The 26,948-nt window shown below is 69.5% G+C and carries 22 protein-coding genes; 7 read left to right on the forward strand and 15 right to left on the reverse strand.

The window, feature by feature from the left end:
• Positions 1 to 193: 193 nt before the first annotated feature.
• The gene (locus AB0I69_RS43375) at positions 194 to 2,518 is read left to right on the forward strand and encodes a transglycosylase domain-containing protein (RefSeq protein WP_363101334.1); all 2,325 of its coding nucleotides are present in this window, start codon (positions 194 to 196) and stop codon (positions 2,516 to 2,518) included.
• 59 nt (positions 2,519 to 2,577) lie between these two features.
• Here the strand turns inward: AB0I69_RS43375 and AB0I69_RS43380 are convergent, their stop codons facing one another.
• The 7 genes from AB0I69_RS43380 to AB0I69_RS43410 form a co-directional block, all read right to left on the reverse strand.
• Positions 2,578 to 4,035 (reverse strand): catalase, encoded by a 1,458-nt coding sequence (locus tag AB0I69_RS43380; RefSeq protein ID WP_363101335.1) that lies wholly within the window; start codon positions 4,033 to 4,035, stop codon positions 2,578 to 2,580.
• Between the two features lie 96 nt (positions 4,036 to 4,131).
• Positions 4,132 to 6,234, reverse strand: a complete 2,103-nt coding sequence (locus AB0I69_RS43385) for a SpoIIE family protein phosphatase (protein WP_363101336.1) — start codon at positions 6,232 to 6,234, stop codon at positions 4,132 to 4,134.
• A 290-nt stretch (positions 6,235 to 6,524) separates the two neighbouring features.
• Positions 6,525 to 7,217 (reverse strand): DUF402 domain-containing protein, encoded by a 693-nt coding sequence (locus tag AB0I69_RS43390; RefSeq protein WP_363101337.1) that lies wholly within the window; start codon positions 7,215 to 7,217, stop codon positions 6,525 to 6,527.
• 72 nt (positions 7,218 to 7,289) lie between these two features.
• Positions 7,290 to 8,693 (reverse strand): class II fumarate hydratase, encoded by a 1,404-nt coding sequence (locus tag AB0I69_RS43395; RefSeq protein ID WP_363101338.1) that lies wholly within the window; start codon positions 8,691 to 8,693, stop codon positions 7,290 to 7,292.
• A gap of 89 nt (positions 8,694 to 8,782) precedes the next feature.
• Complete coding sequence (locus AB0I69_RS43400) at positions 8,783 to 9,583, reverse strand: DUF2690 domain-containing protein (protein ID WP_363101339.1); 801 nt, start codon at positions 9,581 to 9,583, stop codon at positions 8,783 to 8,785.
• 160 nt (positions 9,584 to 9,743) lie between these two features.
• Complete coding sequence (locus AB0I69_RS43405) at positions 9,744 to 10,103, reverse strand: SH3 domain-containing protein (RefSeq protein WP_363101340.1); 360 nt, start codon at positions 10,101 to 10,103, stop codon at positions 9,744 to 9,746.
• 325 nt (positions 10,104 to 10,428) lie between these two features.
• Positions 10,429 to 12,099: a fumarate hydratase gene (locus tag AB0I69_RS43410; protein WP_363101341.1), complete on the reverse strand. Its 1,671-nt coding sequence runs from the start codon at positions 12,097 to 12,099 to the stop codon at positions 10,429 to 10,431.
• 180 nt (positions 12,100 to 12,279) lie between these two features.
• Between AB0I69_RS43410 and AB0I69_RS43415 the strand changes: the two genes are divergently transcribed.
• On the forward strand, positions 12,280 to 13,011 hold the full coding sequence (locus tag AB0I69_RS43415; protein ID WP_363101342.1) for a DUF1707 domain-containing protein: 732 nt from the start codon (positions 12,280 to 12,282) through the stop codon (positions 13,009 to 13,011).
• Between the two features lie 173 nt (positions 13,012 to 13,184).
• Complete coding sequence (locus tag AB0I69_RS43420) at positions 13,185 to 13,559, forward strand: WhiB family transcriptional regulator (RefSeq protein WP_329256615.1); 375 nt, start codon at positions 13,185 to 13,187, stop codon at positions 13,557 to 13,559.
• Positions 13,560 to 13,659: 100 nt separating this feature from the next.
• On the opposite strand, the gene glpX is transcribed toward AB0I69_RS43420, so the two are convergent.
• The gene (glpX, locus tag AB0I69_RS43425) at positions 13,660 to 14,694 is read right to left on the reverse strand and encodes a class II fructose-bisphosphatase (RefSeq protein WP_363101343.1); all 1,035 of its coding nucleotides are present in this window, start codon (positions 14,692 to 14,694) and stop codon (positions 13,660 to 13,662) included.
• 126 nt (positions 14,695 to 14,820) lie between these two features.
• Here glpX and AB0I69_RS43430 point away from each other — a divergent pair, with 126 nt between their 5' ends.
• Positions 14,821 to 15,342 carry a DUF4245 domain-containing protein gene (locus AB0I69_RS43430; protein WP_363101344.1) on the forward strand — a complete coding sequence of 174 codons (522 nt, stop codon included), beginning with the start codon at positions 14,821 to 14,823 and terminating at the stop codon, positions 15,340 to 15,342.
• A gap of 93 nt (positions 15,343 to 15,435) precedes the next feature.
• Here the strand turns inward: AB0I69_RS43430 and AB0I69_RS43435 are convergent, their stop codons facing one another.
• The 4 genes from AB0I69_RS43435 to AB0I69_RS43450 form a co-directional block, all read right to left on the reverse strand.
• The gene (locus AB0I69_RS43435) at positions 15,436 to 16,026 is read right to left on the reverse strand and encodes a malonic semialdehyde reductase (protein WP_363101345.1); all 591 of its coding nucleotides are present in this window, start codon (positions 16,024 to 16,026) and stop codon (positions 15,436 to 15,438) included.
• Positions 16,027 to 16,778: 752 nt separating this feature from the next.
• On the reverse strand, positions 16,779 to 17,021 hold the full coding sequence (locus tag AB0I69_RS43440) for an exodeoxyribonuclease VII small subunit (RefSeq protein ID WP_363101346.1): 243 nt from the start codon (positions 17,019 to 17,021) through the stop codon (positions 16,779 to 16,781).
• 26 nt (positions 17,022 to 17,047) lie between these two features.
• Positions 17,048 to 18,256, reverse strand: a complete 1,209-nt coding sequence (gene xseA / locus AB0I69_RS43445; RefSeq protein WP_363101347.1) for an exodeoxyribonuclease VII large subunit — start codon at positions 18,254 to 18,256, stop codon at positions 17,048 to 17,050.
• Between the two features lie 184 nt (positions 18,257 to 18,440).
• Positions 18,441 to 19,823, reverse strand: a complete 1,383-nt coding sequence (locus AB0I69_RS43450; RefSeq protein WP_363101348.1) for an APC family permease — start codon at positions 19,821 to 19,823, stop codon at positions 18,441 to 18,443.
• Between the two features lie 99 nt (positions 19,824 to 19,922).
• Here AB0I69_RS43450 and AB0I69_RS43455 point away from each other — a divergent pair, with 99 nt between their 5' ends.
• Positions 19,923 to 20,948: a 4-hydroxy-3-methylbut-2-enyl diphosphate reductase gene (locus AB0I69_RS43455; RefSeq protein ID WP_363101349.1), complete on the forward strand. Its 1,026-nt coding sequence runs from the start codon at positions 19,923 to 19,925 to the stop codon at positions 20,946 to 20,948.
• A gap of 29 nt (positions 20,949 to 20,977) precedes the next feature.
• The gene (gene ppgK / locus AB0I69_RS43460; RefSeq protein ID WP_363101350.1) at positions 20,978 to 21,724 is read left to right on the forward strand and encodes a polyphosphate--glucose phosphotransferase; all 747 of its coding nucleotides are present in this window, start codon (positions 20,978 to 20,980) and stop codon (positions 21,722 to 21,724) included.
• 71 nt (positions 21,725 to 21,795) lie between these two features.
• Here the strand turns inward: ppgK and AB0I69_RS43465 are convergent, their stop codons facing one another.
• The gene (locus tag AB0I69_RS43465; RefSeq protein ID WP_363101351.1) at positions 21,796 to 22,377 is read right to left on the reverse strand and encodes a DUF6542 domain-containing protein; all 582 of its coding nucleotides are present in this window, start codon (positions 22,375 to 22,377) and stop codon (positions 21,796 to 21,798) included.
• Positions 22,378 to 22,577: 200 nt separating this feature from the next.
• Between AB0I69_RS43465 and ychF the strand changes: the two genes are divergently transcribed.
• Positions 22,578 to 23,666, forward strand: a complete 1,089-nt coding sequence (gene ychF, locus AB0I69_RS43470) for a redox-regulated ATPase YchF (protein ID WP_363101352.1) — start codon at positions 22,578 to 22,580, stop codon at positions 23,664 to 23,666.
• A gap of 255 nt (positions 23,667 to 23,921) precedes the next feature.
• Here the strand turns inward: ychF and AB0I69_RS43475 are convergent, their stop codons facing one another.
• On the reverse strand, positions 23,922 to 25,682 hold the full coding sequence (locus tag AB0I69_RS43475; RefSeq protein WP_363101353.1) for an AAC(3) family N-acetyltransferase: 1,761 nt from the start codon (positions 25,680 to 25,682) through the stop codon (positions 23,922 to 23,924).
• Positions 25,679 to 26,941 (reverse strand): FxsB family cyclophane-forming radical SAM/SPASM peptide maturase, encoded by a 1,263-nt coding sequence (locus AB0I69_RS43480; RefSeq protein WP_363101354.1) that lies wholly within the window; start codon positions 26,939 to 26,941, stop codon positions 25,679 to 25,681. The genes AB0I69_RS43475 and AB0I69_RS43480 overlap by 4 nt, the downstream gene beginning before the upstream one ends.
• Between the last annotated feature and the right edge of the window lie 7 nt (positions 26,942 to 26,948).

The raw sequence follows: 26,948 nt of genomic DNA on the forward strand, positions 1-26,948 counted from the left end.
TACCCTCTCACGGCAACCCTCAACCCCTTTCGGACGTCGGTTCCATAAGGACGGGTGCTGATTGTCACGTCCGTAATGGACCGGATCGAAGGCCCTTTGTCACAACTCCTGGTGTTAGCTTTCTGAGCTGACTTGACGGGCGAACCTGTGTGACACCAGAGCACAAGAGAGCGAAGCGGAGCGGAACGGACTCATGGGACGAGCGGAAGAGAGACGAGCGCGCCAACGCGGTGGGCACCGCGCGGCGCCCAAGACCCGCCGCTCGTCAGGGGCGGACGGCACGGGCGCGAAGGACGGCACGGGCACCAAGGGCGCCAAGGACGGCAAGAGCTTCATACGCAGGCTCTTCACCTGGAAGAAGATCCTCGGCACGTTCCTCGGCTTCTGCCTGCTCGGCATCGGCGCGTTCATCGTGCTCTACATGATGATCAGCATCCCCGCGGGCAACGCGGACGCGAAGCTGCAGAGCAACGTCTACAAGTACAGCGACGGCAAGGTCCTGACCCGCAAGGGCGACGTGAACCGCGAGAACGTCGATCTCTCGCAGGTCCCCAAGGGCGTCCAGCAGACGTTCGTCGCCGCCGAGAACAAGACCTTCTACACCGACGCCGGCGTCGACCTCAAGGGCACCGCCCGCGGCCTGCTCAACACGCTGTCCGGCAAGGGCGCGCAGGGCGGTTCGACGATCACCCAGCAGTACGTCAAGAACTTCTACCTGACGCAGGACCAGACCGTCACGCGCAAGCTGAAGGAAATGGTCATCTCGCTGAAGCTGGACCGCGAGAAGTCCAAGGACTACATCCTCGCCGGGTACATCAACACCAGTTACTACGGCCGCGGCGCCTACGGCATCCAGGCCGCCGCGCAGGCCTACTACCAGGTCGACGCCAAGGACCTCACCGTCCCGCAGGGCGCCTATCTCGCCGCGCTCCTCCAGGCGCCGAGCCAGTACGACTGGCAGGCCGCGACCGACACCGGCCGGAAGCTGGTGCAGGCGCGCTGGAACTACGTGCTGGACAACATGGTCGGGCAGGGCTGGCTGACCTCCACCAAGCGCGAGGCCATGACGTTCCCGGTCCCGAAGGCGCCGAAGGCCGAGGCCGGCATGGAGGGTCAGACCGGTTACATGGTGACCGCCGCCAATGACGCCCTGGAGAAGCAGTTGATCGCCTCGGGGCAGGCCTCCAACACCAAGGAGGCCGAGGCGCTGGTGAACGCGGGCGGCTGGACGATCACGCTCAACATCGACAAGAAGAAGCAGGCCCAGCTGGAGAAGTCGGTCAAGTCCCAGCTCACCAGCAAGCTCAACGCCAAGAAGCGCAAGGTCGACGGGAACGTCCAGCCCGGCGCGGTGTCCGTGAACCCCAAGACGGGCGCGGTCGTGGCGATGTACGGCGGCGCGGGCTACACGGAGCACTTCACGAACAACGCCACCCGCACCGACTACCAGCCCGCCTCGACGTTCAAGCCGGTGATCCTGGCCGCGGCGCTGGCCGACGAGGCCAAGACGCAGTCCGGCAAGACGATCACGACGGACACGCTCTACGACGGCACCAGCAAGCGCCCGGTCGTGGGCAGCGACATCGCCTTCGCACCGCAGAACGAGGACGACCAGGACTACGGCAAGGTCACCGTCCAGACGGCGATGAACAAGTCGATCAACTCCGTCTTCGCGCAGCTCGGTGTCGACGTCGGCATGGACAAGGTCATGAAGACCGCGGGCGAGCTGGGCATGGACACCGGCGACCTGAAGGCCGTACCGGCGCAGACCCTGGGCACCATGGGCGCGAGCCCGATGGAGATGGCCGGTGTCTACGCCACCTTCGACAACCACGGCAGGAAGGTCACCCCGGCCCTCATCAAGTCGGTCGCGCACAACACGCGCACGGTTACCATGCCGAACCCGATCGGCGCCCAGGTCATCCCGCGCGAGGCCGCCGACACCGTGTCCTCGGTGCTGACCGGCGTGGTCGACGACGGTACGGCGAAGGTGTCCGTGGCCGAGAACAGCAAGCGCGACGGCCAGCAGGTGGCGGGCAAGACGGGTACGTCCGACAGCAACCTGTCGGCCTGGTTCACGGGCTACACGCCCGACCTGGTCACTTCGGTGGGCCTGTTCGGTGAGAAGAAGGGCAGCGGCGCACACGTCCCGCTGACCGGCGCGACCGGTCTGATCAGCGCGGGCGGCGGCCGTATCAACGGTGGTGGCTACCCGGCGCAGATCTGGGCGACGTACATGTTCGGAGTGACCAAGGCGAACGGCAAGTTCGACCTGAACACCGACCAGGGCGCGGCCGTCGAGCCGGACTACACGCCGACGGCGACCCCGACCCTGTCGGCGACGCCGTCCGAGACGCCGACGACCAAGTCGCCGTCCCCGACCCCGACGACGGAGTCACCCACGCCGACCCCGACTCCGACGCCGACCCCGACGCCCACCCAGACGCCGACGACCAATCCGCCGACGACACCGACCGACGCCAACACGGACCAGCCGCTCGACCAGTTCGGGCAGTAGGCGGGTCACGCGAACGAAAGGGGCGCCCGGCACGTCGCCGGGCGCCCTTTCGCCTGCCGCTACTCGAAGTTCGCGGCGATCCGGTCGCCGAGCTCCTTGTCCACGTGTCGCCAGTAGAGCAGGGCACGGTCGAGGACCGAGCGGGACACGTCGGCCTTCAGGTGGCCGCTGATGTTCGACACCAGCCGGTCGCGGGCCGCGTCGTCGAGGACCTCGCGGACCATCGTGCCGGCCTGGCCGAAGTCGTCGTCCTCGCGGTGCAACTTGGTTGCCTCGCGCACGAGTTCACCGGCTGTCTGCCAGCTCGCCGGGTCGCCGAACTGCCCGTGGTCGGCGGCCGGGCCACCGTAGGAGTTCGGGGCGTACGGCCGTGCCGTGTGGGACGCCTCGTACCGCATCGGGCCGTCCTTGGCGTACGAGTTGACCGGGGAGTGCGGCCGATTCGGCGGCAGCTGGGCGTAGTTGGGGCCGATCCGGTACCGGTGGGTGTCCGGGTACGAGAACAGCCGGCCCAGCAGCATCTTGTCCGGCGAGGGGCCGATGCCGGGCACGAGGTTCGAGGGCTCGAAGGCGGCCTGCTCGATGTGGACGAAGTAGTCCTCGGGGTTGCGGTTCAGGGTCATGCGGCCGACGTCGATCAGCGGGTAGTCCCCGTGCGGCCAGACCTTCGTCAGGTCGAAGGGGTTGAAGCGGTAGTCCGCCGCGTCCTCGAACGGCATGATCTGGACCTTCAGGCTCCAGCTCGGCGCGTTCCCGGCCTCGATCGACTCGTGCAGGTCGCGGCGGTGCTTGTCGCCGTCCTGCCCGGCCAGCTCGTCGGCCTCGGCCTGCGTGAGGTACTCGACGCCCTGGTCGGTCTTGAAGTGGTACTTCACCCAGAACCGCTCACCGGCGCCGTTGATCCACATGTAGGTGTGGGAGCTGTAGCCGTTCATGTGGCGGTACGTCTTCGGGATGCCCCGGTCGCCCATCAGCCAGGTCACCTGGTGCGCCGACTCGGGGGAGAGGGTCCAGAAGTCCCACTGCATGTCGTTGCTGCGCAGCCCGGTCGCCGGGTGGCGCTTCTGCGAGCGGATGAAGTCCTGGAACTTGATGGTGTCCCGGACGAAGAAGACCGGGGTGTTGTTGCCCACCATGTCGTAATTGCCGTGCTCGGTATAGAACTTGAGGGCGAAGCCGCGGGGGTCGCGCCAGGTGTCGGGCGAGCCCTGCTCACCGGCCACGGTGGAGAACCGGGCCAGCATCTCGGTGCGTTTGCCCGGCTGGAAGAGATCGGCCCGGGTGAACTGGCTGACGTCGTTGGTGACTTCGAAGAAGCCGTACGCGCCGCTGCCCTTGGCGTGCACCACCCGCTCGGGGACCCGTTCCCGGTTGAACTGGGCCATCTTCTCGATGAGGTAGTGGTCCTGGAGCAGGATCGGGCCGTCGGGTCCGACGGTGAGCGAGTGTTCGTCGCTCTCCACCGGAATGCCGACGTTGTTCGTGGTGTACGGAGTGTGCTGGGGTGCCTGCGTCACGAGCGTCCTCCTGTCGGGAGAGAGTAGGTCGCTTCCGCTTCGCGTACCCCAGCAGTCAACTCCGACGCCGGTACGTCGGCAACTTTTGGACGGGGTCTAATTCCGGTTCAGTTCGAACCAGACCACCTTCCCGGTGCTCAGCCGGGTGGCTCCCCACCGACGGGCCAGTCTGTTGACCAGGTACAGCCCACGTCCGCCCTCGTCGGTGGCCCGTGCCTGCCGCAGCCGGGGCAGCTGGGGCACGTCGTCGCCGACCTCGCAGCGCAGCACGTCGGTCCGCAGCAGCCGTAGCGTGACCGGCCGCGAGGCGTACCGCACGGCGTTCGTCACGACCTCGCTGACCAGCAGCTCCACCGAGTCGCTCATGTCCTCCATGCCCCAGCGGGCGAGCGCGCGCCGGGCCAGTCGGCGGGCCTGGCCGGGGGCCGAGTCCTCCGGGTCGAGGAACCAGTACGCCACGTCGCTCGGCGCGATCCCGTCGAAGCGGGCGGCGAGCAGCGCGATGTCGTCGTCCCGGTCGCCCGGACCGAGCATGTCGAGCACCTCGTCGCACAGGGCTTCGAGGGGCGGCGGGTGATCGGGTCCGGTGAGCTGCGCGACGGCGGCGAGCTTCTCGCGCAGCTGCTCTATCCCGGTCCACACGTCCCGAAGCCGCGACTCGACGAGCCCGTCCGTGTAGAGGAGCAGAGTCGCTCCCGCAGGGGCGTCCAGTTCTACGGCCTCGAAGTCGACCCCGCCGACACCGATCGGGGCGCCGGGCGGCACCCGTAGGACCTCGGCCCGGCCGCCCAGGTGGAGCAGCACCGGCGGCGGATGGCCGGCGTTGGCGATGGTGATGCGATGCGAGACCGGGTCGTAGACCGCGTAGAGGCAGGTCGCCATACGATCGGTGCCCAGGCGCTGGGCCTGTTCGTCGAGGTGGTGCAGGACCTCCTGCGGGGGCAGGTCGAGACCGGCCAACGTCTGTGCGGTGGTGCGGAGTTGGCCCATGATCGCGGCCGAGGTCATGGAGTGGCCCATGACATCGCCGACGACCAGGGCGACCCGGCTGCCGGGCAGCGGGATCGCGTCGTACCAGTCGCCGCCGACACGGGCCGTCTCGGCGGCCGGCAGGTACCGGGACGCCAGCCGCACGCCCGTGGGCCGCGGCAGGGTCTCCGGGAGCATGGTGCGCTGCAGCTCGTCGGCGATGTACGCCTCACGGCCGTAGAGCACCGCCTTGTCGATGCCCAGCGCGCTGTGCGTGGCGAGTTGGGCGGCGACCAGGAGGTCGTCGGCCTCGAACGCCATGCGCTCGGGGCGGCGCAGGAAGAGCGCGGCGCCGATCACCCGGCGCCGGCCGCGCAGCGGCGCGAGGATCGCGCGCTGACCGGCGGGGACGATCAACTCGCCGCCCTCGCCGAGGAGTTCCGGCAGTGCGGCGCGGGCGGCGGGCGAGTCCGCGAACACGGGACGTACGCCCCGAAGTACCTCGTTCAGCGCGCCGCCGGGCCGTACCTCGCACAACTCCGCGGTGACCGCGGACAGTTCGGAGGGCTGCTCCGGCTGTATCGCGGGCATGAAGCCGTTCTCCGTGTCCCGCTCCTCCGGGATCCGGTCGGTACGGCGCAGCCGCAGCACGACGGGCCCGGTGGGCCGCTCGTCGCCGACCGGCAGCGGGTCGCGCAGATAGACCAGGATCGCGTCCGAGAACGTCGGCACGGTCGCCCGGCACAGCCCCATGACGATCTCGTCGAGGTCGATACCGCGGGCGATCCGCCGGGTCGCGGCGCCCACGAAGCGCAGCCGGTCCCCGTCCCGCCGCATCGGCATGGGACCGCCGGGCGGCAGCCCCTGGCCCGTACGGCGCTCCTTGGCGGCGGCGTCGGCGACCTCACTGCCGCCCGGCTGGGCCGGGATGCCGTCGGGCGAGGGGCGGGGGCGATGGGTGTCGGGTTCGGCGGCCGAGGGCTGGGAGTGCTCGGAGCCGGCTGCGGCGATATCGGGCTCGGGCTTCACAGGAGTACCTGCCGGGTCCTTCCCCTTGGCGCGGGACGTGCTCGTGCCCGGCGCCGAAGGCGGCTCGCCGGTGCGTGCCTGTGCCGGTAAACCGGCGCCACCGGACGGCCTGGACGGCGTCGAGGTGTGCAGGAGCGCCCCGCGGGGGTCTGCGGGGTCGGCGCCGCCGGGGCGCTCGAAGGAGGTGGGGTGCTCCGTCACGCGTGTCGAATCCGTCCGTCCGGGACCGCACGCGGTACGTGCGGATCGTCCCGCTGAAATGCCGATACCCGGAATACGTGCCCCAGGAACGGAATTCCCGCGTGGTCAGAGGCTGTTCCTGTGTCACCGGTGGACCGGCGGCCCGAACAGATGGTGCCCTGATACCCCTCGCTCACGTCCTGCCGCCCCTCGGTGACGTCTGGTCAGTCCCGGTACATGCCCCGGGAGTTGTTGCTGTGCCCTTGCGGAGGACGATCCTACGGTTGTGGACCGGGGGCGCATCAAGGGTCTCATGTGGACATGTGCGCGGGGGTGCGGTCCCAGTCCTCCGGAAGTGAAGGTACAGCCCAGGACGGATCCGGGCGCCAGTGCTGCCATCCGTCCGCGAACGGCGCCCCCCACGCACGGATCGTCTCGACCGCGGACCAGCCCGCTTCCCGTACCCGCTCGGCGAGTTGGGGATCCATCAGCCCGTCCCGCTGGGCCTGCGCGAACTCGTCCTCGTCGAGCCAGCGCCAACTGCCGTCCGGGTGAACGGAGATGTCCAGGAAGTGATCCACCGAGTCGACTCCGCCATCCCAACGGAGCTGCGGTTCCTCAAGGTTCACGTACCAGTTCTTGAACTGCCATCCGGGCTCCCAGAAAAGCCACACCGACCAGGGCTCACCGGGCCGCGCCAGCTTCAGCACACCCGTCCCGAACCAGTGGTCGCGCTGGACCGTACGCGGCTTCGTGTACCGGGTCTCCAGCGGCTCCACGTGCACGGACGTACCGTCCGCGAGTACCGGCTTCACACACTCGGTGCCCGGCGCCATCCAGACGGCGAGCACCTCCTCGTCGTCCCGCACGACGGTCACGGGACGGGCGATGTGGAAACGGTTGCCCGCGTTCTCCCGATAGCGCCACAGGATCTGATCCCCGGGCGCCCAGAAGGCCGTAGACGTACCCGCTTCCACCGCTCGTACCGCTCCACCGTCTGTCATGAAGAGATATTAGGTGCCCCGGGCATACGACGCTGCGGCGCGCGTCACGGTTCACGCCAGGGCGACGATTGGTTACGGACGCGTCATCCGCAGGACATCGAGAGCCTCGTCGAGCTGCGCGACGGTCAGGTCGCCGCGCTCCACATAGCCGTTCTCCAGCACGACTTGGCGGATCGTCTTCCGTTCCGCCAGTGCTTTCTTGGCCACTTTGGCGGCCTCCTCGTACCCGATGTACTTGTTGAGCGGAGTGACGACGGACGGCGAGGACTCGGCGTACTCACGCGCGCGCTCCCGGTGCGCGACGATCCCGTCGACGGTCCGATCGGCAAGCAGCCGCGACACGTTGGCGAGCAGCCGAATGGACTCAAGCACATTCTTGGCGATCACCGGCAGCATCACATTGAGCTCGAAGTTGCCCGCGGCCCCGGCGGTGGCGACGGTCGCGTCATTGCCGACGACCTGCGCGGCGACCATGAGCACGGCCTCTGGAATGACCGGATTGACCTTGCCGGGCATGATCGAGGACCCCGGCTGCAGATCGGGCAGCGAGATCTCCGAGAGCCCGGTCCGCGGCCCGGACGCCATCCACCGCAGATCGTTCGCGATCTTCGTCAGCCCTACGGCGACGGTCCGCAACTGCCCGCTGGTCTCGACGATCCCGTCCCGCGCACCCTGCGCCTCGAAGTGGTCCCGCGCCTCGGTCAACGGCAGCCCGGTGACCAGCGCGACCTCCGCGATCACGGCGGCGGAGAACCCGGGCGGGGTGTTGATCCCGGTCCCGACGGCGGTACCGCCGAGAGGCAGCTCGGCGAGCCGCGGCAGCGAGGCTTCGAGCCGCTCGACGCCGTAGCGCACCTGGGCCGCGTACCCGCCGAACTCCTGCCCCAAGGTCACCGGCGTGGCATCCATCAGGTGGGTCCGCCCGGACTTCACGACATCGGCGAACTCGACGGACTTGCGCGACAGCGCGCCCGCGAGATGCTCCAGCGCGGGAATCAGGTCGTGGATGACGGCACCGGTGGCCGCGATGTGAATGGAGGACGGAAAGACGTCGTTGGACGACTGCGAGGCGTTGACGTGGTCGTTGGGATGCACGTCCCGCCCGAGCCGCTCGGTCGCGAGGGTGGCGATCACCTCGTTGGTGTTCATGTTGGACGAGGTGCCGGACCCTGTCTGGAACACGTCGATGGGAAAGTGCTCGTCCCACTTCCCGCCGGCGACCTCACGGGCCGCTTCCTGGATCGCCTCCGCGATGTCCTTGTCCAGGACGCCCAGTTCGGCGTTCACCTTCGCGGCGGCACCCTTGATCCGGGCCAGCGCCTCGATGTGGGCGCGTTCGATGCGCTGCCCCGAGATCGGGAAGTTCTCCACCGCCCGCTGGGTCTGCGCCCGCCACTTCGCGTCCACCGGGACACGGACCTCCCCCATCGAATCGTGCTCGATGCGGAACGGGCCCACTGTCTGACCGTCGGCCATCGCCGATCACCTCCTGTGGGGGACAGCATCGCGGACACGTCGCGTGTTCCCACCGCAGCGGACGGAAACGGAGTGTCTTGGCCGAGCGCTCAGCGCCCCGCCCCGGTGCACACCGGCTGCCCGCCCACCTCGGCACAGGCCTGAGCCCCGCGCGGGTCGGCGGAGGCCAGCATCGGACTGCTGTAGCCGTCCGACCGGTGACCGGGATACTCGGCGGACAGCTCGTCCTGCCCCGACCTGATCGAGATCTCCCGCGCACCGCCGACCCGGGTGCGCACCTCGGACCAGACGGTGGCGCAGGACGGGGAGTAGCGCAGCCGTACGACCTGGGCGGCCCGCGTGACGACACGCTCCGTACGGGCGTCCCGGGCGCAGGTCTCGGAGGACGGCAGCTCCCCCTGACATCCGCCGGCCAGGCAGGAGGCGACCGTGCGCCGCTCCGCCCCGGCATCGTGATCGAGGACGTCGGCGGCACCGGCGGTGACCGCGACGGTGGTGGCCATCGCGGCGAGGGCGACCAGGGCGCGGGCGGGGGCGCGCAGCCGACGGGGTCGTACGGACGGGACCGGGGGCTGCGGCGGGGGAGCGGCGGGCGGCCTGGACTGCTCTTGGGCCGCCGCGTCCCACAGGGAGAGCAGGGCGAGCAGTGCGCCGGGGTCGGTGTGCGCGAGCTTGGCGAGCGCCTCGACCGCGGCGCGGGGCGGGAGTTGGTCGCCGTGGAGATAGCGGTGCCAGGTCGACTTGCTGAACGGGGTGACGGAGGCCAGCGCGGCCAGGCTCAGCCCGGTCCGCTGCTTGAGGAGGCGGAGCCGTTCCGTCAGGAGCGGCCCCGCGACGTCGTAAGGGCCGGACAGAGGCTGCTGCTGCTCGACCGTCACGTGGCTTTCCATCCTGCTCCCTAGCCGTACCGGGGTGTCCGCCGTGATCAGTTCCCGGGGTCGGCCGCGCGCCACACCCCGATCACCGGAATATGAAGGGCTGTTGACCTGGCACCACCCGACGGGACGCACTGGGCGGTCCCGTCGGGTGGTGCCGTGGCTCAGGCGGGGGTCAGCACCAGCGGACGGTGCTGCGGTTGTGGACGTAGTGGGCGGAGACGTAGCCCTCGTGGTGCGGGAGCTTGTACCAGCGGTGGTTGCCGAAGACGTTCGTGCCGCGGGTCTTGCAGACGATGGGGAGGCGCTGCCCGACCGGCCGCGTGCCGACGACGCGGTAGCCGGTGCCGGGGCCGGAGCGGACGTTCAGGTGCCGGTAGTGGTGGGTCGTGACCCGGCCCCAGGCGTGGGCGGTGACGTGGTGCCGGGTGGGGTTCGTCGGGTGGGCGGCCGGGGCGGCGACGGCTGTCACGGGGAAGACGGCGACGGCTGCGATCGCGGCGACGAGACCGTTGCGCAGAGTGCGTCGGATCATGGGGGGTTTCCTCCGAGTGGACCGAGGACCACGGGCTGTGATCCAGTCGGTTCGGAGCTTTTCCGGCAAAGCGGGCGGGGATGCCGTCCCGTGCGTCCCGGGGATGAAATGGGACAGGGTCCGGGACATGTGGGCATCCCGGGACACCACCACTCAGCCGGGCCGGCACCACCCAGCCCGTCCGGCGTTTGAGGACGAGGCCGTTCAGGCCGACCGGGGGTCCAGGGGGCGGAGCCCCCTGGCGGGGTCGAAGGGGCGGAGCCCCTGGAGGATGGGACGGGTAGGGGCGGCGGGGGCGAATCCATCCCCGCGGCCCCCACCGGCATTACGCCAACCCAGGCCCCCGCACCGGAATATGCGTGAACGTGGGCTCAGGCGCCGGGTTCTGGAAGAAGTCGTTGCCCTTGTCGTCGACGACGACGAACGCCGGGAAGTCCTCGACCTCGATCTTCCAGACCGCCTCCATCCCGAGCTCCTCGTACTCGACGACCTCGACCTTCTTGATGCAGTCCTGCGCGAGCCGCGCCGCAGGCCCACCGATCGACCCGAGATAGAACCCGCCGTGCGCGTCACACGCATCGGTGACCTGTTTGCTCCGGTTCCCCTTGGCGAGCATTACCTTGGACCCACCCGCAGCCTGGAACTGCTCGACGTAGGAGTCCATGCGCCCGGCGGTCGTAGGCCCGAAGGACCCGGACGCGTACCCCTCAGGCGTCTTGGCCGGACCGGCGTAGTACACCGGGTGGTCCTTCAGGTACTGCGGCATCTCCTCGCCCGCGTCGAGCCGCTCCTTGATCTTGGCGTGCGCGATGTCACGTGCGACGACGAGCGGCCCGGAGAGCGAAAGCCGGGTCTTTACGGGGTACTTGGTCAGCTCGGCGAGGATGTCGTCCATGGGCTGGTTGAGATCGATCCGCACCACGCCCTCCTCGGCGGAGTCGAGATGCTCGTCGGTGGTCTCCGGCAGGAACCGCGCCGGGTCCGTCTCCAACTGCTCCAGGAATACACCCTCGGCGGTGATCTTCGCGACGGCCTGCCGGTCGGCCGAGCAGGACACGGCGATGGCGACGGGGCAGGACGCACCGTGTCGGGGCAGCCGCACCACCCGCACGTCGTGGCAGAAGTACTTGCCGCCGAACTGCGCCCCGATCCCGATCTTCTGCGTCAGCTCGAAGACCTTCTGCTCCAGGTCCTTGTCCCGGAAGCCGTGCCCCAACTCCGAACCCTCGGCCGGAATCTCGTCCAGGTAGTGCGCGGAGGCGTACTTCGCGGTCTTCAACGCGTACTCGGCGCTCGTACCGCCGACCACGATCGCCAGGTGGTACGGCGGGCAGGCGGCCGTCCCCAGCGAACGGATCTTCTCCTCCAGGAACTTCATCATGGAGCCCTCGTTGAGGACCGCCTTCGTCTCCTGGTAGAGGAACGACTTGTTGGCCGAGCCGCCGCCCTTCGCCATGAACAGGAACTTGTAGGCGCCGCCGTCGGTCGCGTACAGCTCGATCTGGGCGGGCAGGTTCGACCCGGTGTTCTTCTCGTCCCACATGGTCAGCGGGGCCATCTGCGAGTACCGCAGATTGAGGTTCAGGTAGGCGTCGTAGATGCCGCGCGACAGGGCCGACTCGTCGCCGCCCTCCGTGAGGACGTTCTGCCCGCGCTTGCCCATCACGATCGCCGTACCGGTGTCCTGGCACATGGGCAGCACGCCGGCCGCCGCGATGTTCGCGTTCTTCAGCAGGTCCAGCGCCACGAACTTGTCGTTGTTCGACGCCTCGGGGTCGTCGATGATCCGGCGCAGCTGCGCGAGGTGGGCCGGCCGCAGATAGTGCTGGATGTCGTGGATGGCCTCGGCCGCGAGCTGGCGCAGCGCTTCGGGCTCGACCTTGAGGAACGTCCGCCCGTCGGCCTCGAAGGTGGAGACACCCTCGGAGGTCACCAGCCGGTACGGGGTGGTGTCCTCTCCCATGGGGAGCAGATCGGTGTACGCGAACTCAGGCATGTCGCCCATTCCTCACTCGACAGACAGCGCAGCCGGCCTCCATTGGCAGGCGTCCACCAGCGTAGAACCTGCCACTGACACCGAGCTTGTGAGGTAAGGCTCAGTTCGCCACGGCCTTCGCCACGCCAACGTTGTCCACACCCCTAGTCGCGATCTATCGCGTTTCGGTACTCTGCTGTCGTGGACCTTCAGAAGCAGCCCGCACCCGCGCCCACCGCCGCGCAGCCGGCGCCCGCAGTCGCCGATCCGCCCGGCTCGGCGCTGCGCGCCTCGGACGCCGACCGTGACCGCATCGCCGACATCCTGCGCGAGGCCCTGGCCGAAGGGCGCCTGGACGCGGACGAGCACGCCGAGCGGGTCGAGGGGGTGCTGAGCGCCAAGACGGTCGGCGAGCTGGAGGTCTTCATCCAGGATCTGCCGGCCGCCCACGGACACCGGCCGACGACCCCGTCGTACAGCCCCGCCCCGAACCGCCCGACGGAGGGCGCGATCCCGGCCGAGGCCGACGAGCACGTGGTGGCGGTGTTCAGCGCCGCCATGCGCAAGGGCCGCTGGCGCGCCGGCCGCCGTATGCACGCGTACGCCGTGTTCGGCAGCGTCGAGATCGACCTCAGCGAGGCGATCTTCGAGTACCAGCAAGTCGTCATCAAGGCGATCTCGGTCTTCGGCAACGTCGAGATCCGCGTCCCGGAGAACGTGTCGCTGCGCGGCACCGGCGGCGGCGTCCTCGGCAACTTCGAGGTGGACACGCTGGACTCCGGCGAGCCGGACGCGCCCGTGGTCTACGTCGACGGGTGGGCCGTACTCGGAAACATCGAGGCAAAACCCAAGCGCGGCAAGCTCGTTGCGGACATTCTCGATCGGGTTCAGCGCAAGGTCGACAAGGGTTTGCGCAAACACCTGGACCGTTGACGGTTGTGAATCAGGACACATGTGGAGCTGATCGGTCCACGTCCGTCCGCCCCTGACATCGCGCAGAAGCGCCCGAAAACCAGCGGTTCGGAACTCAGTGCATAGGCGCGCGCACAGCGGGTAGGCCTTGCTGCATCGTCTCTCGCTCGCGAAGCCGTCGTCAGGAGTAGACCGTGCTGCAACCGCCGCATTCGTCCCTGCAGGTAGCTGTTGTTCCGGCTCAGCGGGTGCCTGCGCGAGACAGGGACCAAGACGCTCCCTGGCACACCGAAGCGGTGTGCCGGCGCGACGAGGCAGGCCTGTTCTTCGCACCCTCCAAAGAACCCACCGCCGCCCGACTCTCCCGCGAGGACGCCGCCAAGCGCGTCTGCGCCCGCTGTCCGGTCATGGTCGAGTGCCGCGAACACGCACTGCTCCAACCCGAGCCCTACGGCGTCTGGGGCGGCCTCACCGCCGCCGAACGCCGAGTGGTCCTGGCACGGCGCCGCCGCCGCGACCTCGAACTCCAGAAGGCACGTGCGGCGGGCCGTATAGCGGCGGCGGGCTGACCGACGTAGAAGAGGCGCCCCCACCGCACCGGGGGCGCCTCTTTCACGCACGACCGTGTGGTCGTGGCTTTTTTCGTCCTGCGTCGTGCCTGCGTCGTGGCTACTTGGCCCGGTCGAAGTCGATCGCGCTGTACGCCCGCAGTTTGCTCAGCCGGTGCTCCGAGTCGATCCGCCGCACCGTCCCGGACTTGGACCGCATCACGATCGAGTCGGTCGTGGCGGTCTCGGCGCGATAGCGAACACCTCGCAGCAACTCCCCGTCCGTGATCCCGGTCGCGACGAAGAACACGTTCTCGCCCGACACCAGGTCGCCGGTGGTGAGCACCCGGTCCAGATCGTGCCCCGCGTCCAGCGCCCGCTGCCGTTCCGCGTCGTCCTTCGGCCACAACTTGCCCTGGATCACGCCACCGAGGCACTTCACGGCACACGCCGAGATGATGCCCTCGGGCGTACCGCCGATGCCGAGGAGCAGATCGACGCCGGTGCCCTCGCGCAGCGCCAGGATCGAGCCCGCGACATCGCCGTCGGAGATCAGCTTGATCCGCGCACCGGTCTCCCGGATCTCCTTGATGATCCCGTCGTGCCGTGGCCGGTCGAGGACGACGACGGTGACGTCCTCGGGCGTGACCCGCTTGGCCTTGGCGACCCGGCGGATGTTCACCGAGATCGGGGCCTCGATGTCGACGAACTCGGCGGCCTCGGGCCCGGTGACCAGCTTGTCCATGTAGAAGACGGCGGACGGGTCGAACATCGAACCCCGGTCCGCGGCGGCCAGCACGGCGATCGCGTTCGGCATGCCCTTGGCGTTGAGCGTGGTCCCGTCGATCGGGTCGACGGCGATGTCGCACTCCGGCCCGGTCCCGTCACCGACGCGCTCGCCGTTGAAGAGCATCGGCGCCTCGTCCTTCTCGCCCTCTCCGATGACGACGACGCCGTTCATCGAGACGGTGGAGACGAGGGTCCGCATGGCACGCACGGCGGCACCGTCGGCGCCGTTCTTGTCACCGCGCCCGACCCAGCGGCCCGCGGCCATCGCGGCGGCTTCGGTCACCCGGACGAGTTCCAGGGCGAGGTTGCGGTCGGGGGCCTCGGAGGGGACTTCGAGTTCGGACGGCAGATGATGATGCTCGGTCATCGGAGCGCACCTTTCTGATACGACGACGGCCGGATGAGGGTATGGCCCCGACTCTATCGCCAGGCAGACAAAATGAGCAGGGGGGCCCACGGATGAGCGGACCAGGGCACCTGCGACGATAGGGACGTGGCAGGTTCGAACGGCAAGCAGAAGACGGTCCGGGACATGATTCTCTCCCTGGGCCTGATCGGGATCGCGGCGGCGATCGTCTACATCTTCATCCCGCACAGCGACCACGCTCCCGACATCAAGCGGGTCGACTACCGCGTGGAGCTGCTCACGGCCCGCCGCGCGGCGCCGTACCCGGTGGCGGCCCCGGAGGGCCTGTCGAAGACCTGGAAGGCGACCTCGGTCAGCTACGACGGCGCCGCGTTCGACGCCTGGCACCTCGGGTTCAGTGCCCCCGGCGGACAGTACGTGCAGATAGAGCAGTCGACTCAGAAGCCGACCGACTTCATCGACGCCGCCAGCCAGGGCTCCGACGCGACGAAGACCACCCAGGACATCGACGGCCGGACCTGGACCCACTACACCGGCGGCCGCTACGACGCCCTCGTGCTCGCGGACAAGGGCTCGACGACGGTCGTGGCGGGCACGGGCTCCTTCACCCAGCTGACCGAGATGGCGAAGGCGCTGCAGACGAAGTAGGCCGAGAGGTATGACGAAGGCCCCCGGCGCGGCTTCGGCGCCGGGGGCCTTCCTCATGTCAAATCCGTGGCCGGGCCGACTGACTCAGATGACTCAGACGGTGGTGACGACCTCGTCGTACTCCAGGCGCGGCGAACGCGGGAACCAGGCGTCCTCGCCCGGCTTGCCGATGTTGATGACGACGAACGGGGTGTGGTCGCCGTCCAGGAACTCCTTCTGGACGCCCGCGAAGTCGAGACCGGTCATCGGGCCGGCGGCGAGGCCGGCGGCGCGGATGCCGATGATGAAGTACGCGGCCTGGAGGGCGGCGTTCAGCGCGGCGTTGCCCTCGCGGACCGAGCGCTCGGCGAAGACGGCGTCCTTGGCCTGCGGGAAGTGCGGGAACAGGTTCGGCAGTTCCTCGTGGAACTCGTTGTCCGCGGAGAGGATCGCGACCAGCGGGGCGGCGGCGGTCTTCTTCTGGTTGCCCTCGGCGAGGTGCTGCACGAGGCGCTCGCGGGCCTCGGGGGAGCGGACCAGGGTGATGCGCAGCGGCGACTGGTTCATGGAGGTCGGGCCGTACTTGACCAGGTCGTAGATCGCCTGCACCTGCTCGTCCGTCACCGGTTCGTCGGTGAACGTGTTCGCGGTGCGGGCCTCGCGGAACAGCAGGTCCTGGGCAGTGGGGTCAAGGACGAGAGACATACGTGAACTTCCTCGGGTGGCCGGGAACCGGAACCGGACCATGGTCCGGATAGGCTGACGAGACAGACCGTACGCGATGAGAGGTTCAACGTTCAACCAAAACCGGAGCATGGTGATCCGCCTCACAGGAAATCGCCGTGGGGGCTCCTTGCCGGGTGTCCACTGGTGCTGCCGGGCGTCCGACGTTGCCCGGCAGCGGGGGAGGGGGTACTAGCCGGCCGCCGTTGCTGACGGGTGCCGGCCGGGGTGACCCGCGGTCGCCTGCTGGCTGTCGTAACTCGAGGTCCGCTGCCGGTAGTTGCCGTCCGCTGCCAGCTGCTCGCCGGTGCTGACAGCGGGCGGCTGCTGCGACTCGCAGTCCGCTGGCAGTCTTCGGCCGACGGCCGATGCTGACGGCTGGCGGCGGCTGCGACTCGCTGTCGGCTGCAGGCGGGCGCTACTCGCCGTCTGCCGCTGGTTTGGTGGCTGGTGTTCTCGCGATCCGCCGCTAGCCGTCGGCCGCCATCCGCTGCAGCTCTTCGCCGTAATGGCGCCAGCCGGCGGCCACTGTGGCTTGCTGCCTGCTGACAGTTGGCGCTACGTGCTGTCCGCGCTTGGCTGTCAGCTGCCGTTTGCTGCCGTTTGCTGCCGTTCGCTGCCGGTCGTCGGTTGCTGGCCGTTGCCAGCTGTTCGCCGTCGCTGCCGACTGATGGCCGCCGCGGTTTGCTGCCCGCCGCCAGCTGTCGCTGCCCGCCGCGAGCTGCCCGCGCTCGCTACTCGCCGTCCGCCTCTGTGGCCGAGTCGGCTTCCTCTTCCTCCGCCAGTGCCGCGTCCAGCCGTGCCCGCGCCCCGTCCAGCCAGCGGCGGCACACCTTGGCCAGTTCCTCGCCGCGCTCCCAGAGTGCGAGTGACTCCTCCAGGGTCGTGCCGCCCGCCTCCAGCCGCCGTACGACCTCGATCAGCTCGTCGCGTGCCTGCTCGTACCCGAGCGACTCTTCCGTCACCTTGCTGGTCATCCGCCCACCCTATGCATCAACAGGAACTACGCCTCGACCCGAACCGTGAACTCACCCTCGGAGACCCGCGCGCGCAGCACTTCGTCCGCCGTCACCTCTTCCGGGTCCCGGACGGCATGCCCGTCGGCCCTCTGCAGCACCGCGTATCCCCGCTTCAGGGTGGCCGCGGGGGAGAGGGCCACCACGCGCGCGTGCGTGTGGGTCAGCTCCGAGTCGGCGCGGTCCAGCAGGTGGCCGAGCGTGCGCCGGCCCCGGTCGAGGAGGGCGGCGACATGATCCGCCCGCTCGTCGATCATCCGGTGCGGATCCTCTATCGACGGCCGCGACAACGCCTGCGCCAGCCCCCGCTCCTCCCGGTCCACGAACGCGACGACGCACCGCCGAGCCCGGTCACGCAGCTGCCGTACGCGCTCGTACTCCTCGCCGACGTCCGGTACGACCTTCTTCGCGGCGTCGGTGGGGGTGGAGGCGCGCAGGTCGGCCACGTAGTCCAGGAGCGGGTTGTCGGGCTCGTGACCGATCGCGGACACGACGGGCGTACGACAGGCCGACACGGCACGCACGAGCTGCTCGTCGGAGAACGGCAGCAGGTCCTCCACACTGCCGCCGCCGCGCGCCACGATGATCACGTCCACGCCGTCGAGCGCGTCCAGTTCCTTCACGGCCTGCACGACCTGCGGCACGGCGTGCACACCCTGCACGGGCACGTTGCGCACCTCGAACCGGACGGCGGGCCAGCGGTGCCGCGCGTTCTCCAGGACATCCCGCTCGGCCGCCGAGGCCCTCCCGCAGACCAGCCCGATCAGCTGCGGCAGGAACGGCAACGGTTTCTTCCGCTCGGCCGCGAACAGCCCCTCCGCGGCCAGCGACTTCTTCAACTGCTCCAGCCGCGCGAGGAGTTCCCCGACCCCCACCGGCCTTATCTCGGTGGCCCGCAACGACAACTGCCCCCGCGGCGCGTACCACTCCGGCTTCGCGAGTACGACGACGCGCGCGCCCTCGCTGACGACGTCGGCGACCTCGTCGAACACCTGCCGGAAGCACGTCACGCTCACCGAGATGTCGTACGACGGGTCGCGCAACGTCAGAAACACGACACCGGCACCGGGCCGCCGCGACAACTGGGTGATCTGCCCCTCGACCCACACCGCACCGAGCCGGTCGATCCACCCGCCGATCAGCCGGGAGACCTCACCGACGGGGAGCGGAGCGTCCGGAGCCGTGTTGAGAGCCATGCGCCCGAGGGTAACGGCCGCCTGTGACAACGGGGGCGAGGTGCGGGGTGGGGTGGGGTGGGGCGGGACATGGGGGCAGGGGGCGGGCTGGTGGGTTTGCCTGTGGGGGCTGTCGTTGACGTGTCGTCCAGTACCCCTGCAACACAGGCCGCGCATATCCGGCCCCGCCCCCCACGCCGGGTACCTACTGCCGGACCGCCCCACGCGACTGCACCGCCAGCACCACCAACCCCACCGCCAACCAGATCGCCCCCACCACCTGCGCCGTCCCGGACGCCTCCACGATCACCGCGATCGTGATCGCCGCCCCCAGCACCGGCACCAGCACGTGCCGCCACCACACCACCGGACCACCCTGCCGCCGTACCGCGAACCAGCCCACCACGCTCGCGTGCAGCAACGTGAACGCGGTCAGGGCGCCGATGTCGACGACCGAGACCAGGTGGTCGAGCCCGTCGTCGCGGCGCGCCGCCCAGACCGCGGCGACCAGCGTGATGACGGCCGCCGAGAGCAGCGCGACCCGCGGTACCCCGGAGTCGGTCTTCGACAGGGCACGCGGCAGCCGTCGGTCGCGGGCCATCGCGAACACCAGGCGCCCTGCTGCCGCCTGCCCGGCCAGCGCCGCGAACGCCGCGCCGATCGCCTTGCTGACGGCAACCAGGTTGTGCAGCCAGTTGCCGACCGAGATGTCGACCGCGTCGTAGAACGCCGATCCCTGCTTCCCCGCGTCGGCGGCCAGCTGTGCGGACGTCGTCGGCTCCAGGAGGGCGACCAGGTATGTCTGGGCGATGAACAGCACACCGGCCAGGGCCAGGCAGAACAGCAGCGCCCTGGCGACCTTTTCGGAGCCGCCGGTGACCTCCTCCGCGAAGGTGGCGACGGCATCGAAGCCCAGGTAGGACAGGACGGCGACCGAGACCGCGCCGATCACCGCCGACAGCGCGAACGCGCCCTGCGTGGCGTCCCCGGACAGCGGCGACAGCCAGCCCCGTTCGGCGCCGTCGCGCGCGAGGACGACGATCGCCGACACGATGAAGATGATGAGGACGACGATCTCCATCGCGAGGACGAGGAAGCCCACGCGGGCCGCCGCGCGGACACCCCAGAGGTTGAGGCAGGTCGTGATGACGACGGCCAGCGCGGTCCACACCCACCGCGAGACGTCCGGGACCAGCGCGTTCATGGCGATCCCGGAGAAGAGATAGGCGACGGCGGGGATCAGGACGTAGTCCAGCATCGCCATCCAGCCGGCGATGAACCCGGCCTCCCTGCCGAGCCCCACGCGCGCGTAGGCGAACACCGAGCCCGCCTGAGGGACGACCCGCACCATCTGCGCGTAGCTGAACGCCGTGAACGCCATCGCGACCGTGGCCACGATGTAGACCAGCGCGACCGCGCCGTGCGACTTGGCGTCCAGGGTGCCGAACACGCCGACCGGTGCCATGGGGGCGATGAACAGCAGCCCGTAGACGACGAGATCCCGGAATCCGAGGCTGCGCCGCAGCTGGGACCCGTCGCCGGCCGTGGTCGCCGTATCCGTGGCCGTACCGCTGTCCCTGTCCGCCATCTCGCGTCTCCCGTACGTCGTGCCCGGCCCTGACCCCTCCCACTCCACGGCCAGTCTCCCCAAGGACGCGATCTTTGACCCGTCGAGCGCGGCCTTACGATGGGACGCATGACTGCTTCGCCTGGCCGCCGTGTCCTGCTCGCCGCCCCCCGGGGCTACTGCGCGGGCGTGGACCGCGCCGTGATCGCCGTCGAGAAAGCCCTTGAGCAGTACGGGGCTCCGATCTATGTCCGGCACGAGATCGTGCACAACAAGTACGTCGTGCAGACCCTGGAGAAGAAGGGCGCCGTCTTCGTCGAGCGGACCGAGGAGGTCCCCGAGGGGAACATCGTGATGTTCTCCGCGCACGGCGTCGCGCCCGTCGTCCACGACGAGGCCAAGCAGGGCCGCCTCGCCACCATCGACGCGACCTGCCCCCTGGTGACCAAGGTCCACAAGGAAGCCGTCCGCTTCGCGAACGAGGACTTCGACATCCTCCTCATCGGCCACGAGGGGCACGAGGAGGTCATCGGCACCTCCGGAGAGGCCCCCGACCACATCACCCTGGTCGACGGCCCGTCCGATGTCTCCAAGGTCGAGGTGCGCGACCCGTCCAGGGTGGTCTGGCTCTCCCAGACGACCCTCTCCGTGGACGAGACCATGGAGACGGTCGACGCCCTGAAGGAGAAGTTCCCGCAGCTCATCTCCCCGCCCAGCGACGACATCTGCTACGCCACGCAGAACCGTCAGCTCGCCGTGAAGCAGATGGGCGAGGAGGCCGACCTGGTGATCGTGGTCGGCTCGAAGAACTCCTCCAACTCCGTACGGCTCGTCGAGGTCGCCAAGCTGGCCGGCGCCCGCGCCGCGTATCTCGTGGACTTCGCCGACGAGATCGAGGCGGCCTGGCTGGAGGGCGTGACCACGGTCGGCGTCACCTCGGGCGCCTCCGTGCCGGAGATCCTGGTCGAGCAGGTCCTGGAGTGGCTGTCCGGGCACGGCTACGAGGACGTCGAGCTGGTCAAGGCGGCCGAGGAATCCATCACGTTCTCGCTGCCCAAGGAACTCCGCCGTGACCTGCGCGAGGAGGCGGCGGCACTGGTCGCCGAGCGCACCGGTTCGGACCGTACGGCACCCTCCGGGCAGTGACTGTCAGTCGTTCGTCGTAGCGTGGATCCATGCAGATCTTCGGCGTGGACATCGGTGGATCCGGGATCAAGGGCGCCCCTGTGGACCTGGACAAGGGCGAATTGACCCAAGAGCGGTGCAAGGTGCTGACCCCGCACCCGGCGACACCGGACGGGGTGGCCGACGGCGTGAAGGAAGTCGTCGACCACTTCGGCTGGACGGGACCGGTCGGGCTCACATTTCCGGGTGTGGTCACCGGCGGTGCCACGATCCGTACGGCGGCGAACGTCGACAAGAGCTGGATCGACACGGACGCGGGCGCGCTGTTCAGCGACAGACTGGGCGGCCTCCCGGTGACCGTCGTCAACGACGCGGACGCGGCGGGCGTCGCCGAGATGCACTTCGGCGCCGGCCAGGGCCGCAAGGGCACGGTGATCCTGCTGACCTTCGGCACGGGCATCGGCAGCGCCCTGTTCGTCAACGGCGTCCTGGTCCCGAACACGGAGCTGGGCCACCTTGAGCTGAACGGCCACGACGCCGAGAAGAAGGCCTCCAGCAAGGCCAAGGACGACAGCGAGCTGACCTGGGAGCACTGGGCCGGCCGCGTCCAGAAGTACCTCGCCCATGTCGAGATGCTGTTCTCGCCCGAGCTGTTCATCATCGGCGGCGGAGTCAGCCGCAAGGCCGACAAGTTCCTGCACTTCATCGAGGACATCAAGGCCGAGATCGTCCCGGCCCAGCTGCAGAACAACGCGGGGATCGTCGGCGCGGCGATGCACGCGGCGGGGGACGACTAGACCCCGGAATCGAGCGCGGGGCACGCGCGCGTACGCGAGTCACCCGCCTGTGCCTACGGGTGCTACGGCAGTCACCCGCGTCGGCGGCGGTTCAGCAGGCGGATCCTGCGGACCGTCGCGATGAGCCCCGCGACGAGGGTTCCCCCGTACAGCCAGCCGGCCTGTGTGGCGAGCCCGGTGAACAGGCCCATCAGCCGGTTGGCGAGCCCGCCGCTGCCGTCGGCCACCGGGAACAGGCCCACGGCGAAGGCGATCGGCACGACGACCGGCGCGGTCAGCAGGTCCCCCCGCCGGATCCAGAGCGCGGTCAGCACGCACACCGGCAGGAACAGCACGCCGTACACGGTCAGCGACGCCCCGAACAGCAGCTGGTCGATGCACCCGAGCACGAACATCACGGCCATGCAGAACAGGCCGCCGCCGAGCCCGGTGAGCCGGGGGTTCGGGAGCTGCCGTACGGTCTGGGCCGCCGCGGGACCGGGACGTCGTACGGCCGCCGGACGGCGCTGTGCGGTGCCGCGTGCCTGCGGTCCCGGGCGGGTCGGGGTCTTACGGGCCGGGCCGCCGTTCGGGCCCCGGCCCGCCTGCGGGGGCAGGGGCGGCGCCCCGCGTCTTGCGCCGGGCTGTGGGGGTCGTGTCCTGTGTTGCTCCACTGGACCAACTTAGGTCGGTTTATGTGCCGAATGGGCCCTCAGACACGCCGATGGGCAGAGCTTGGCCACGTGTTCGACGCGAAGCCGGGAGGGCGCGGCTCACGCCGTAGACTGGTGGATCGGCCCCGGGCCCCAATCTCCGCAGCCCCAGCCGGTCCCCTCCACTGCTCTCACGCCACTCACGTACGGGAAGTCGCAACGTGTCGCTCACGATCGGAATCGTCGGTCTGCCGAATGTCGGCAAGTCGACCCTGTTCAACGCCCTGACCAAGAACGACGTGCTGGCGGCCAACTACCCGTTCGCCACGATCGAGCCGAACGTCGGCGTGGTCGGCGTCCCCGACCCGCGCCTGACGAAGCTGGCCGAGATCTTCGGCTCCCAGAAGATCCTCCCGGCGACCGTCGACTTCGTCGACATCGCGGGCATTGTGAAGGGCGCGTCGGAGGGCGAGGGCCTGGGCAACAAGTTCCTCGCGAACATCCGTGAGTCGGACGCGATCTGCCAGGTCATCCGCGCCTTCAAGGACGAGAACGTCGTGCACGTCGACGGCAAGGTCTCGCCCAAGGACGACATCGAGACGATCAACACCGAGCTGATCCTCGCCGACCTGCAGACCATCGAGAAGGTCCTGCCGCGCCTCCAGCGGGAGTCGCGCATCAAGAAGGACATCGGCCCGAAGGTCGCGGCGGTCGAGGCGGCGCAGGAGATCCTGGAGAAGGGCGACACGCTCTTCTCGCAGGGCATCGTCCAGGGTTCCGGCAACGAGGAACTCCTCCACGACCTGCACCTGCTGACGACGAAGCCCTTCCTCTACGTCTTCAACGTCGACGAGGACGAACTGGTCGACGAGGACTTCAAGACCGAACAGCGCGCCCTGGTCGCCCCCGCCGAGGCGATCTTCCTCAACGCCAAGCTGGAGGCGGACCTCGCCGAGCTCGACGAGGAGGAGGCGATGGAGCTCCTGGAGTCGGTCGGTGTCGAGGAGCCCGGCATGACGACCCTGGCCCGCGTCGGCTTCGACACCCTCGGCCTCCAGACCTACCTCACGGCAGGCCCCAAGGAATCCCGCGCCTGGACCATCAAGAAGGGCGCCACCGCCCCCGAGGCCGCCGGAGTCATCCACACCGACTTCCAGAAGGGCTTCATCAAGGCGGAGGTCATCTCCTTCGCCGACCTGGTGGAGACGGGGTCGGTCGCGGAGGCGCGCGCGAAGGGGAAGGCGCGTATGGAGGGCAAGGATTATGTGATGCAGGACGGGGATGTGGTGGAGTTCCGCTTCAACGTGTAGCGGGCGACATACCGTCACGTCGCTGATCTTGTAAATGTGCAGGTCAGGATGGGCCCGACTCTTCTGGGTCGGACCCCTGGTTTTCACGTACTGGGATGGCGCGCACCATCCGTTGCTGACTCGCGCACCAGCACCGGAAGGCAGGGAGAGGGTGGCGTCGCACGGAGTCGCCTTCCTTCGTGATTTCGGTGCCCTGTGGGGAAACAAATCTGCGCCTCCTCGGCATTGTTGGTCTCCTGGCCGAGGAGGCGAAGGTCACTCCCCGGAGGCCCTGTCCGTCAACTGCCCGACGGCGTACGCGACGGCGTCAGCGAGGTCGAACAGCCGGCAGGGGGCATGACCGACCCGACCGGAGCGCACCGCCCCGGTCGCCTCGTAGGCGGCCCCCACTACCGCGAACGGGGAGGAGTCCAGGAGCATTTCGGCACCTTCGTGCGGGCCCGTAAGACGGCTCGGGATGCGGTACTCCGCCAGGTGGAACGCGGTGCACGCCTCGAAATCGACGCCCATCAACAGCACCCGGGCGTCGAGTTTCTCCAGCCTGCCCAGGGGTGACTCCTCGCCCAAGGAGCAGTCGGGGGAGTGGTCGGAGGTGATGTACTCCGCCTGGGCGCCCAGTGCTGTGAAGGAACTGCGCGGATGAGCGCTGCGCAGGGCCGCGGGCCAGGTCCGTACCGTCCCGGCCAGGACACCGACGCCGAAACCCGGTGTGGTGTCCGGGGCGGACGCGGGTGTGCCGGGGTGGGAGTCGTCAGGTGTCGGGGTGTACACCACGAGCGTCCCGCTGGGTCCGAGAACGTCCGACAGCGCCCTCACCACGGTGTCCGCGCCGTTCGAGACGAGTCCCACGGTGCTCAGGGCGGAGTGCACGAGGACGGTGTCTCCGGCCCGCAGCCCCAGTCTGCGAAGGTCCCGGATGAGGTCCGCTCCGCCGCGCGGCACCCCGGCCGGCACGGGCCTACGGCGCACGGCCTCGCGCAGCTCCGTCACGAACCGCGTTCCCGCAGGCAGGAGTTCGCCGCTTTCGAGCAGCGTGTCCGCGGCGGCGTCGGTGTGCGCGCGCCAGGTGTTGTACTCGCGTCGGGGACGCTCGCCCCCCGCCCCGGAGGCCAACTCGGTGCGCCAGAAGTCCGTCACGCCCAGATGCGCGTACGTCCCCTGGAGCAGTGCTCCGGCGGGCCGCCGATCGGGCCGCCACGGGGCGTGGTACCGAGCGTCCGTCGGAGGGCCGTGCAGTGGCAACAGGTCGAGCAGCGCGCCGAGTTGGACGTGCAGAAACTCGTGGACGAGGGTCAGCGCGAGAAGCACCGGGTCGTCGGGGAGGGAGGCGGCGACGGCTCCGAATGCGCGGCGGGCCGCCGAACTCACCTCGGTGCCATCGGGGTTGGGAAGCAGCGGGACCAGCGTGGTCAGGCCGGCGGCGATGGTCTCCGCGTGCCAGGGGTGCCGCTGCACGAGCACGGCCCAGGCGGCACGCAGGGCCTGTGTCCACTTCTGTGCCTGTTCGGCGGTGAGTGGTTCGGCAAGCTGGTGGCCGTGCGCCTCACGGAAGGGACCTCGGTCGGCCAGCCGTAGGTCGAGCGTCTTGCCGTCACAGATGGCGTGGACGCGGTGCCATCCTTCCCGACCGGGGTTCGCCGACAGCTGTTCCAACCACCGTAGATCAGTGGGCAGTCCACGCTCCAGAGCGGTGAGGGCCCGGGTCAGTCCCTCGTCCAGGTACGGGTGCAGCATGACCTCGCGCCAGGCCGCTCGGTCCCGCCGGTTCAGTTCCACCAGGCCGCGGTACGCCGCTTCGGCGGCGCCCTCCTCCGGCCGCCCGTCCGCCGCCTGCCGCAGGGCCCGAACCATCAGCATGCGTTTGCTCAGTTGTCCGCCCCGAAGCAGGCCCACGGCGGTCGCACCGCCCCTGGCGCGGGCCAGGGCTCTGAAGGTGATGGCGGGGACGGTGTGCGGGGCGAGCTTCTGGCCGGGGTGTGGTGCGACACCGGCCCCCTGCCCCTCCGCTGTTCTCATCGGGATGCCTTCGGTCGGTGCACAGTCAGTGCGGCGACGTCCCGGCGCAACTGGGCACCGATGTGGTCGATGAGCACCGCCAGGTCGTCGCAGTACACGGAGGGAGCCGAGAAGACCGGGGCGGCCCCGGGAGAATATCTGTGGGCGTACAGGCCGCCGCCGCAGACGCGGGAGCGGACGCAGGAACGGCAGACCGGGCCGAGCCCGCTCAACCCGCGTTGCCGGGCGCGGAAGGCGGGATGCGCGGCGGCGTCGGCGAAGGTGTCGCGGAACACGTGCAACCCGGTTTCAGGCGCCCCGGGATAGCTCACCTTGAGCGAGTCGGCCTGCTCGATCGCCCCGTCGGTCTCCACGACGACGAGGTCTACGGGTGTCAGTCCGACCACTTCGCTTCGGGCGGTACCGCCGAACAGCAGCACCATGATCTCCTCGAACAGCCGGATGCCGGTCTCCCGCCTGGGGGCGCTGTACCAGCGGTCGAAGACCGCGCACAGCCAGTCGGCATACGGGGTGGGACGCCTGCTCGCGCCCGGTGCGGGCGGTGCCGAGGGCGGGGATGTCGATGCGGCGACCCCGGGCGGCCGAGTCTGCCAGGTCCCATGCGGGAGCAAGAGGTCCAGCCGGGGAGGAGCGAACTGCAGGAGCGCGTCGTACGTCTCCAGCGGATCAGTGGTGGGGTCGATCACGCACAACAGGCCGGCGAACAGGTGCTGGTGGGCCGGTTGCGTCAACAGTTCCAGCGCGCGGGCGGTGGCGGCGTGACTGCCTCCCCCGTCGGCCCGTAGCCGGTGGCGGTCGTGTCCGGCCGGGGTGCCGTCCAGGCTCACCCCGATCCGTACCCCGTGACGATCCAGAACGGGGAGCAGTCGCGGGTCCTCGGCGAGCCGGATGCCGTTGGTCTGCAGGGTGAACCGCGGCGCGGCGATCCCGGCCAGGGCCCCCGTGACCGTCCCGATGAGTGCTTCCAGGCGCTCCGCCCCGACCAGGAGAGGCTCGCCGCCGTGGAGGACCACGTGCACCTCGGACAGCCCGTGCTCCGCGGCGTGTTCGGCCATCAACCGCGCCGCCCGCTGCACCGTCGCCGGAGCCATGCTCCTGGGCCGTTGCCGCCAACTCTGGTCGGCTGCCTCGTACATGTAGCAGTACGTGCAGGCCAGGTTGCACCGGCTGTGGATCTTCAGCAGGAACTGGCGGAAGGGCACGGACTCCGTCCCGCCGTCCGGCGCGGCGGGCGGGGCGTTGGTGGCGGGCATCGGCATCGATCGC

It is taken from the genome of Streptomyces sp. NPDC050508, from assembly GCF_040655155.1.
Lineage (GTDB): Bacteria > Actinomycetota > Actinomycetes > Streptomycetales > Streptomycetaceae > Streptomyces.

Bases quoted from the DNA above. Each gene is read 5' to 3' on its own strand.
- AB0I69_RS43435 (WP_363101345.1), bottom strand. From the start codon at position 16,026: ATGTCTCTCGTCCTTGACCCCACTGCCCAGGACCTGCTGTTCCGCGAG.
- AB0I69_RS43375 (WP_363101334.1), top strand. From the start codon at position 194: ATGGGACGAGCGGAAGAGAGACGAGCGCGCCAACGCGGTGGGCACCGC.
- xseA (WP_363101347.1), bottom strand. From the start codon at position 18,256: ATGGCTCTCAACACGGCTCCGGACGCTCCGCTCCCCGTCGGTGAGGTC.
- AB0I69_RS43475 (WP_363101353.1), bottom strand. From the start codon at position 25,682: ATGAGAACAGCGGAGGGGCAGGGGGCCGGTGTCGCACCACACCCCGGC.
- glpX (WP_363101343.1), bottom strand. From the start codon at position 14,694: ATGACCGAGCATCATCATCTGCCGTCCGAACTCGAAGTCCCCTCCGAG.
- AB0I69_RS43410 (WP_363101341.1), bottom strand. From the start codon at position 12,099: ATGCCTGAGTTCGCGTACACCGATCTGCTCCCCATGGGAGAGGACACC.
- AB0I69_RS43455 (WP_363101349.1), top strand. From the start codon at position 19,923: ATGGGACGCATGACTGCTTCGCCTGGCCGCCGTGTCCTGCTCGCCGCC.
- AB0I69_RS43440 (WP_363101346.1), bottom strand. From the start codon at position 17,021: ATGACCAGCAAGGTGACGGAAGAGTCGCTCGGGTACGAGCAGGCACGC.
- AB0I69_RS43400 (WP_363101339.1), bottom strand. From the start codon at position 9,583: ATGGAAAGCCACGTGACGGTCGAGCAGCAGCAGCCTCTGTCCGGCCCT.
- AB0I69_RS43390 (WP_363101337.1), bottom strand. From the start codon at position 7,217: ATGACAGACGGTGGAGCGGTACGAGCGGTGGAAGCGGGTACGTCTACG.
- AB0I69_RS43480 (WP_363101354.1), bottom strand. From the start codon at position 26,941: ATGCCGATGCCCGCCACCAACGCCCCGCCCGCCGCGCCGGACGGCGGG.
- AB0I69_RS43405 (WP_363101340.1), bottom strand. From the start codon at position 10,103: ATGATCCGACGCACTCTGCGCAACGGTCTCGTCGCCGCGATCGCAGCC.
- AB0I69_RS43450 (WP_363101348.1), bottom strand. From the start codon at position 19,823: ATGGCGGACAGGGACAGCGGTACGGCCACGGATACGGCGACCACGGCC.
- AB0I69_RS43395 (WP_363101338.1), bottom strand. From the start codon at position 8,693: ATGGCCGACGGTCAGACAGTGGGCCCGTTCCGCATCGAGCACGATTCG.
- ppgK (WP_363101350.1), top strand. From the start codon at position 20,978: ATGCAGATCTTCGGCGTGGACATCGGTGGATCCGGGATCAAGGGCGCC.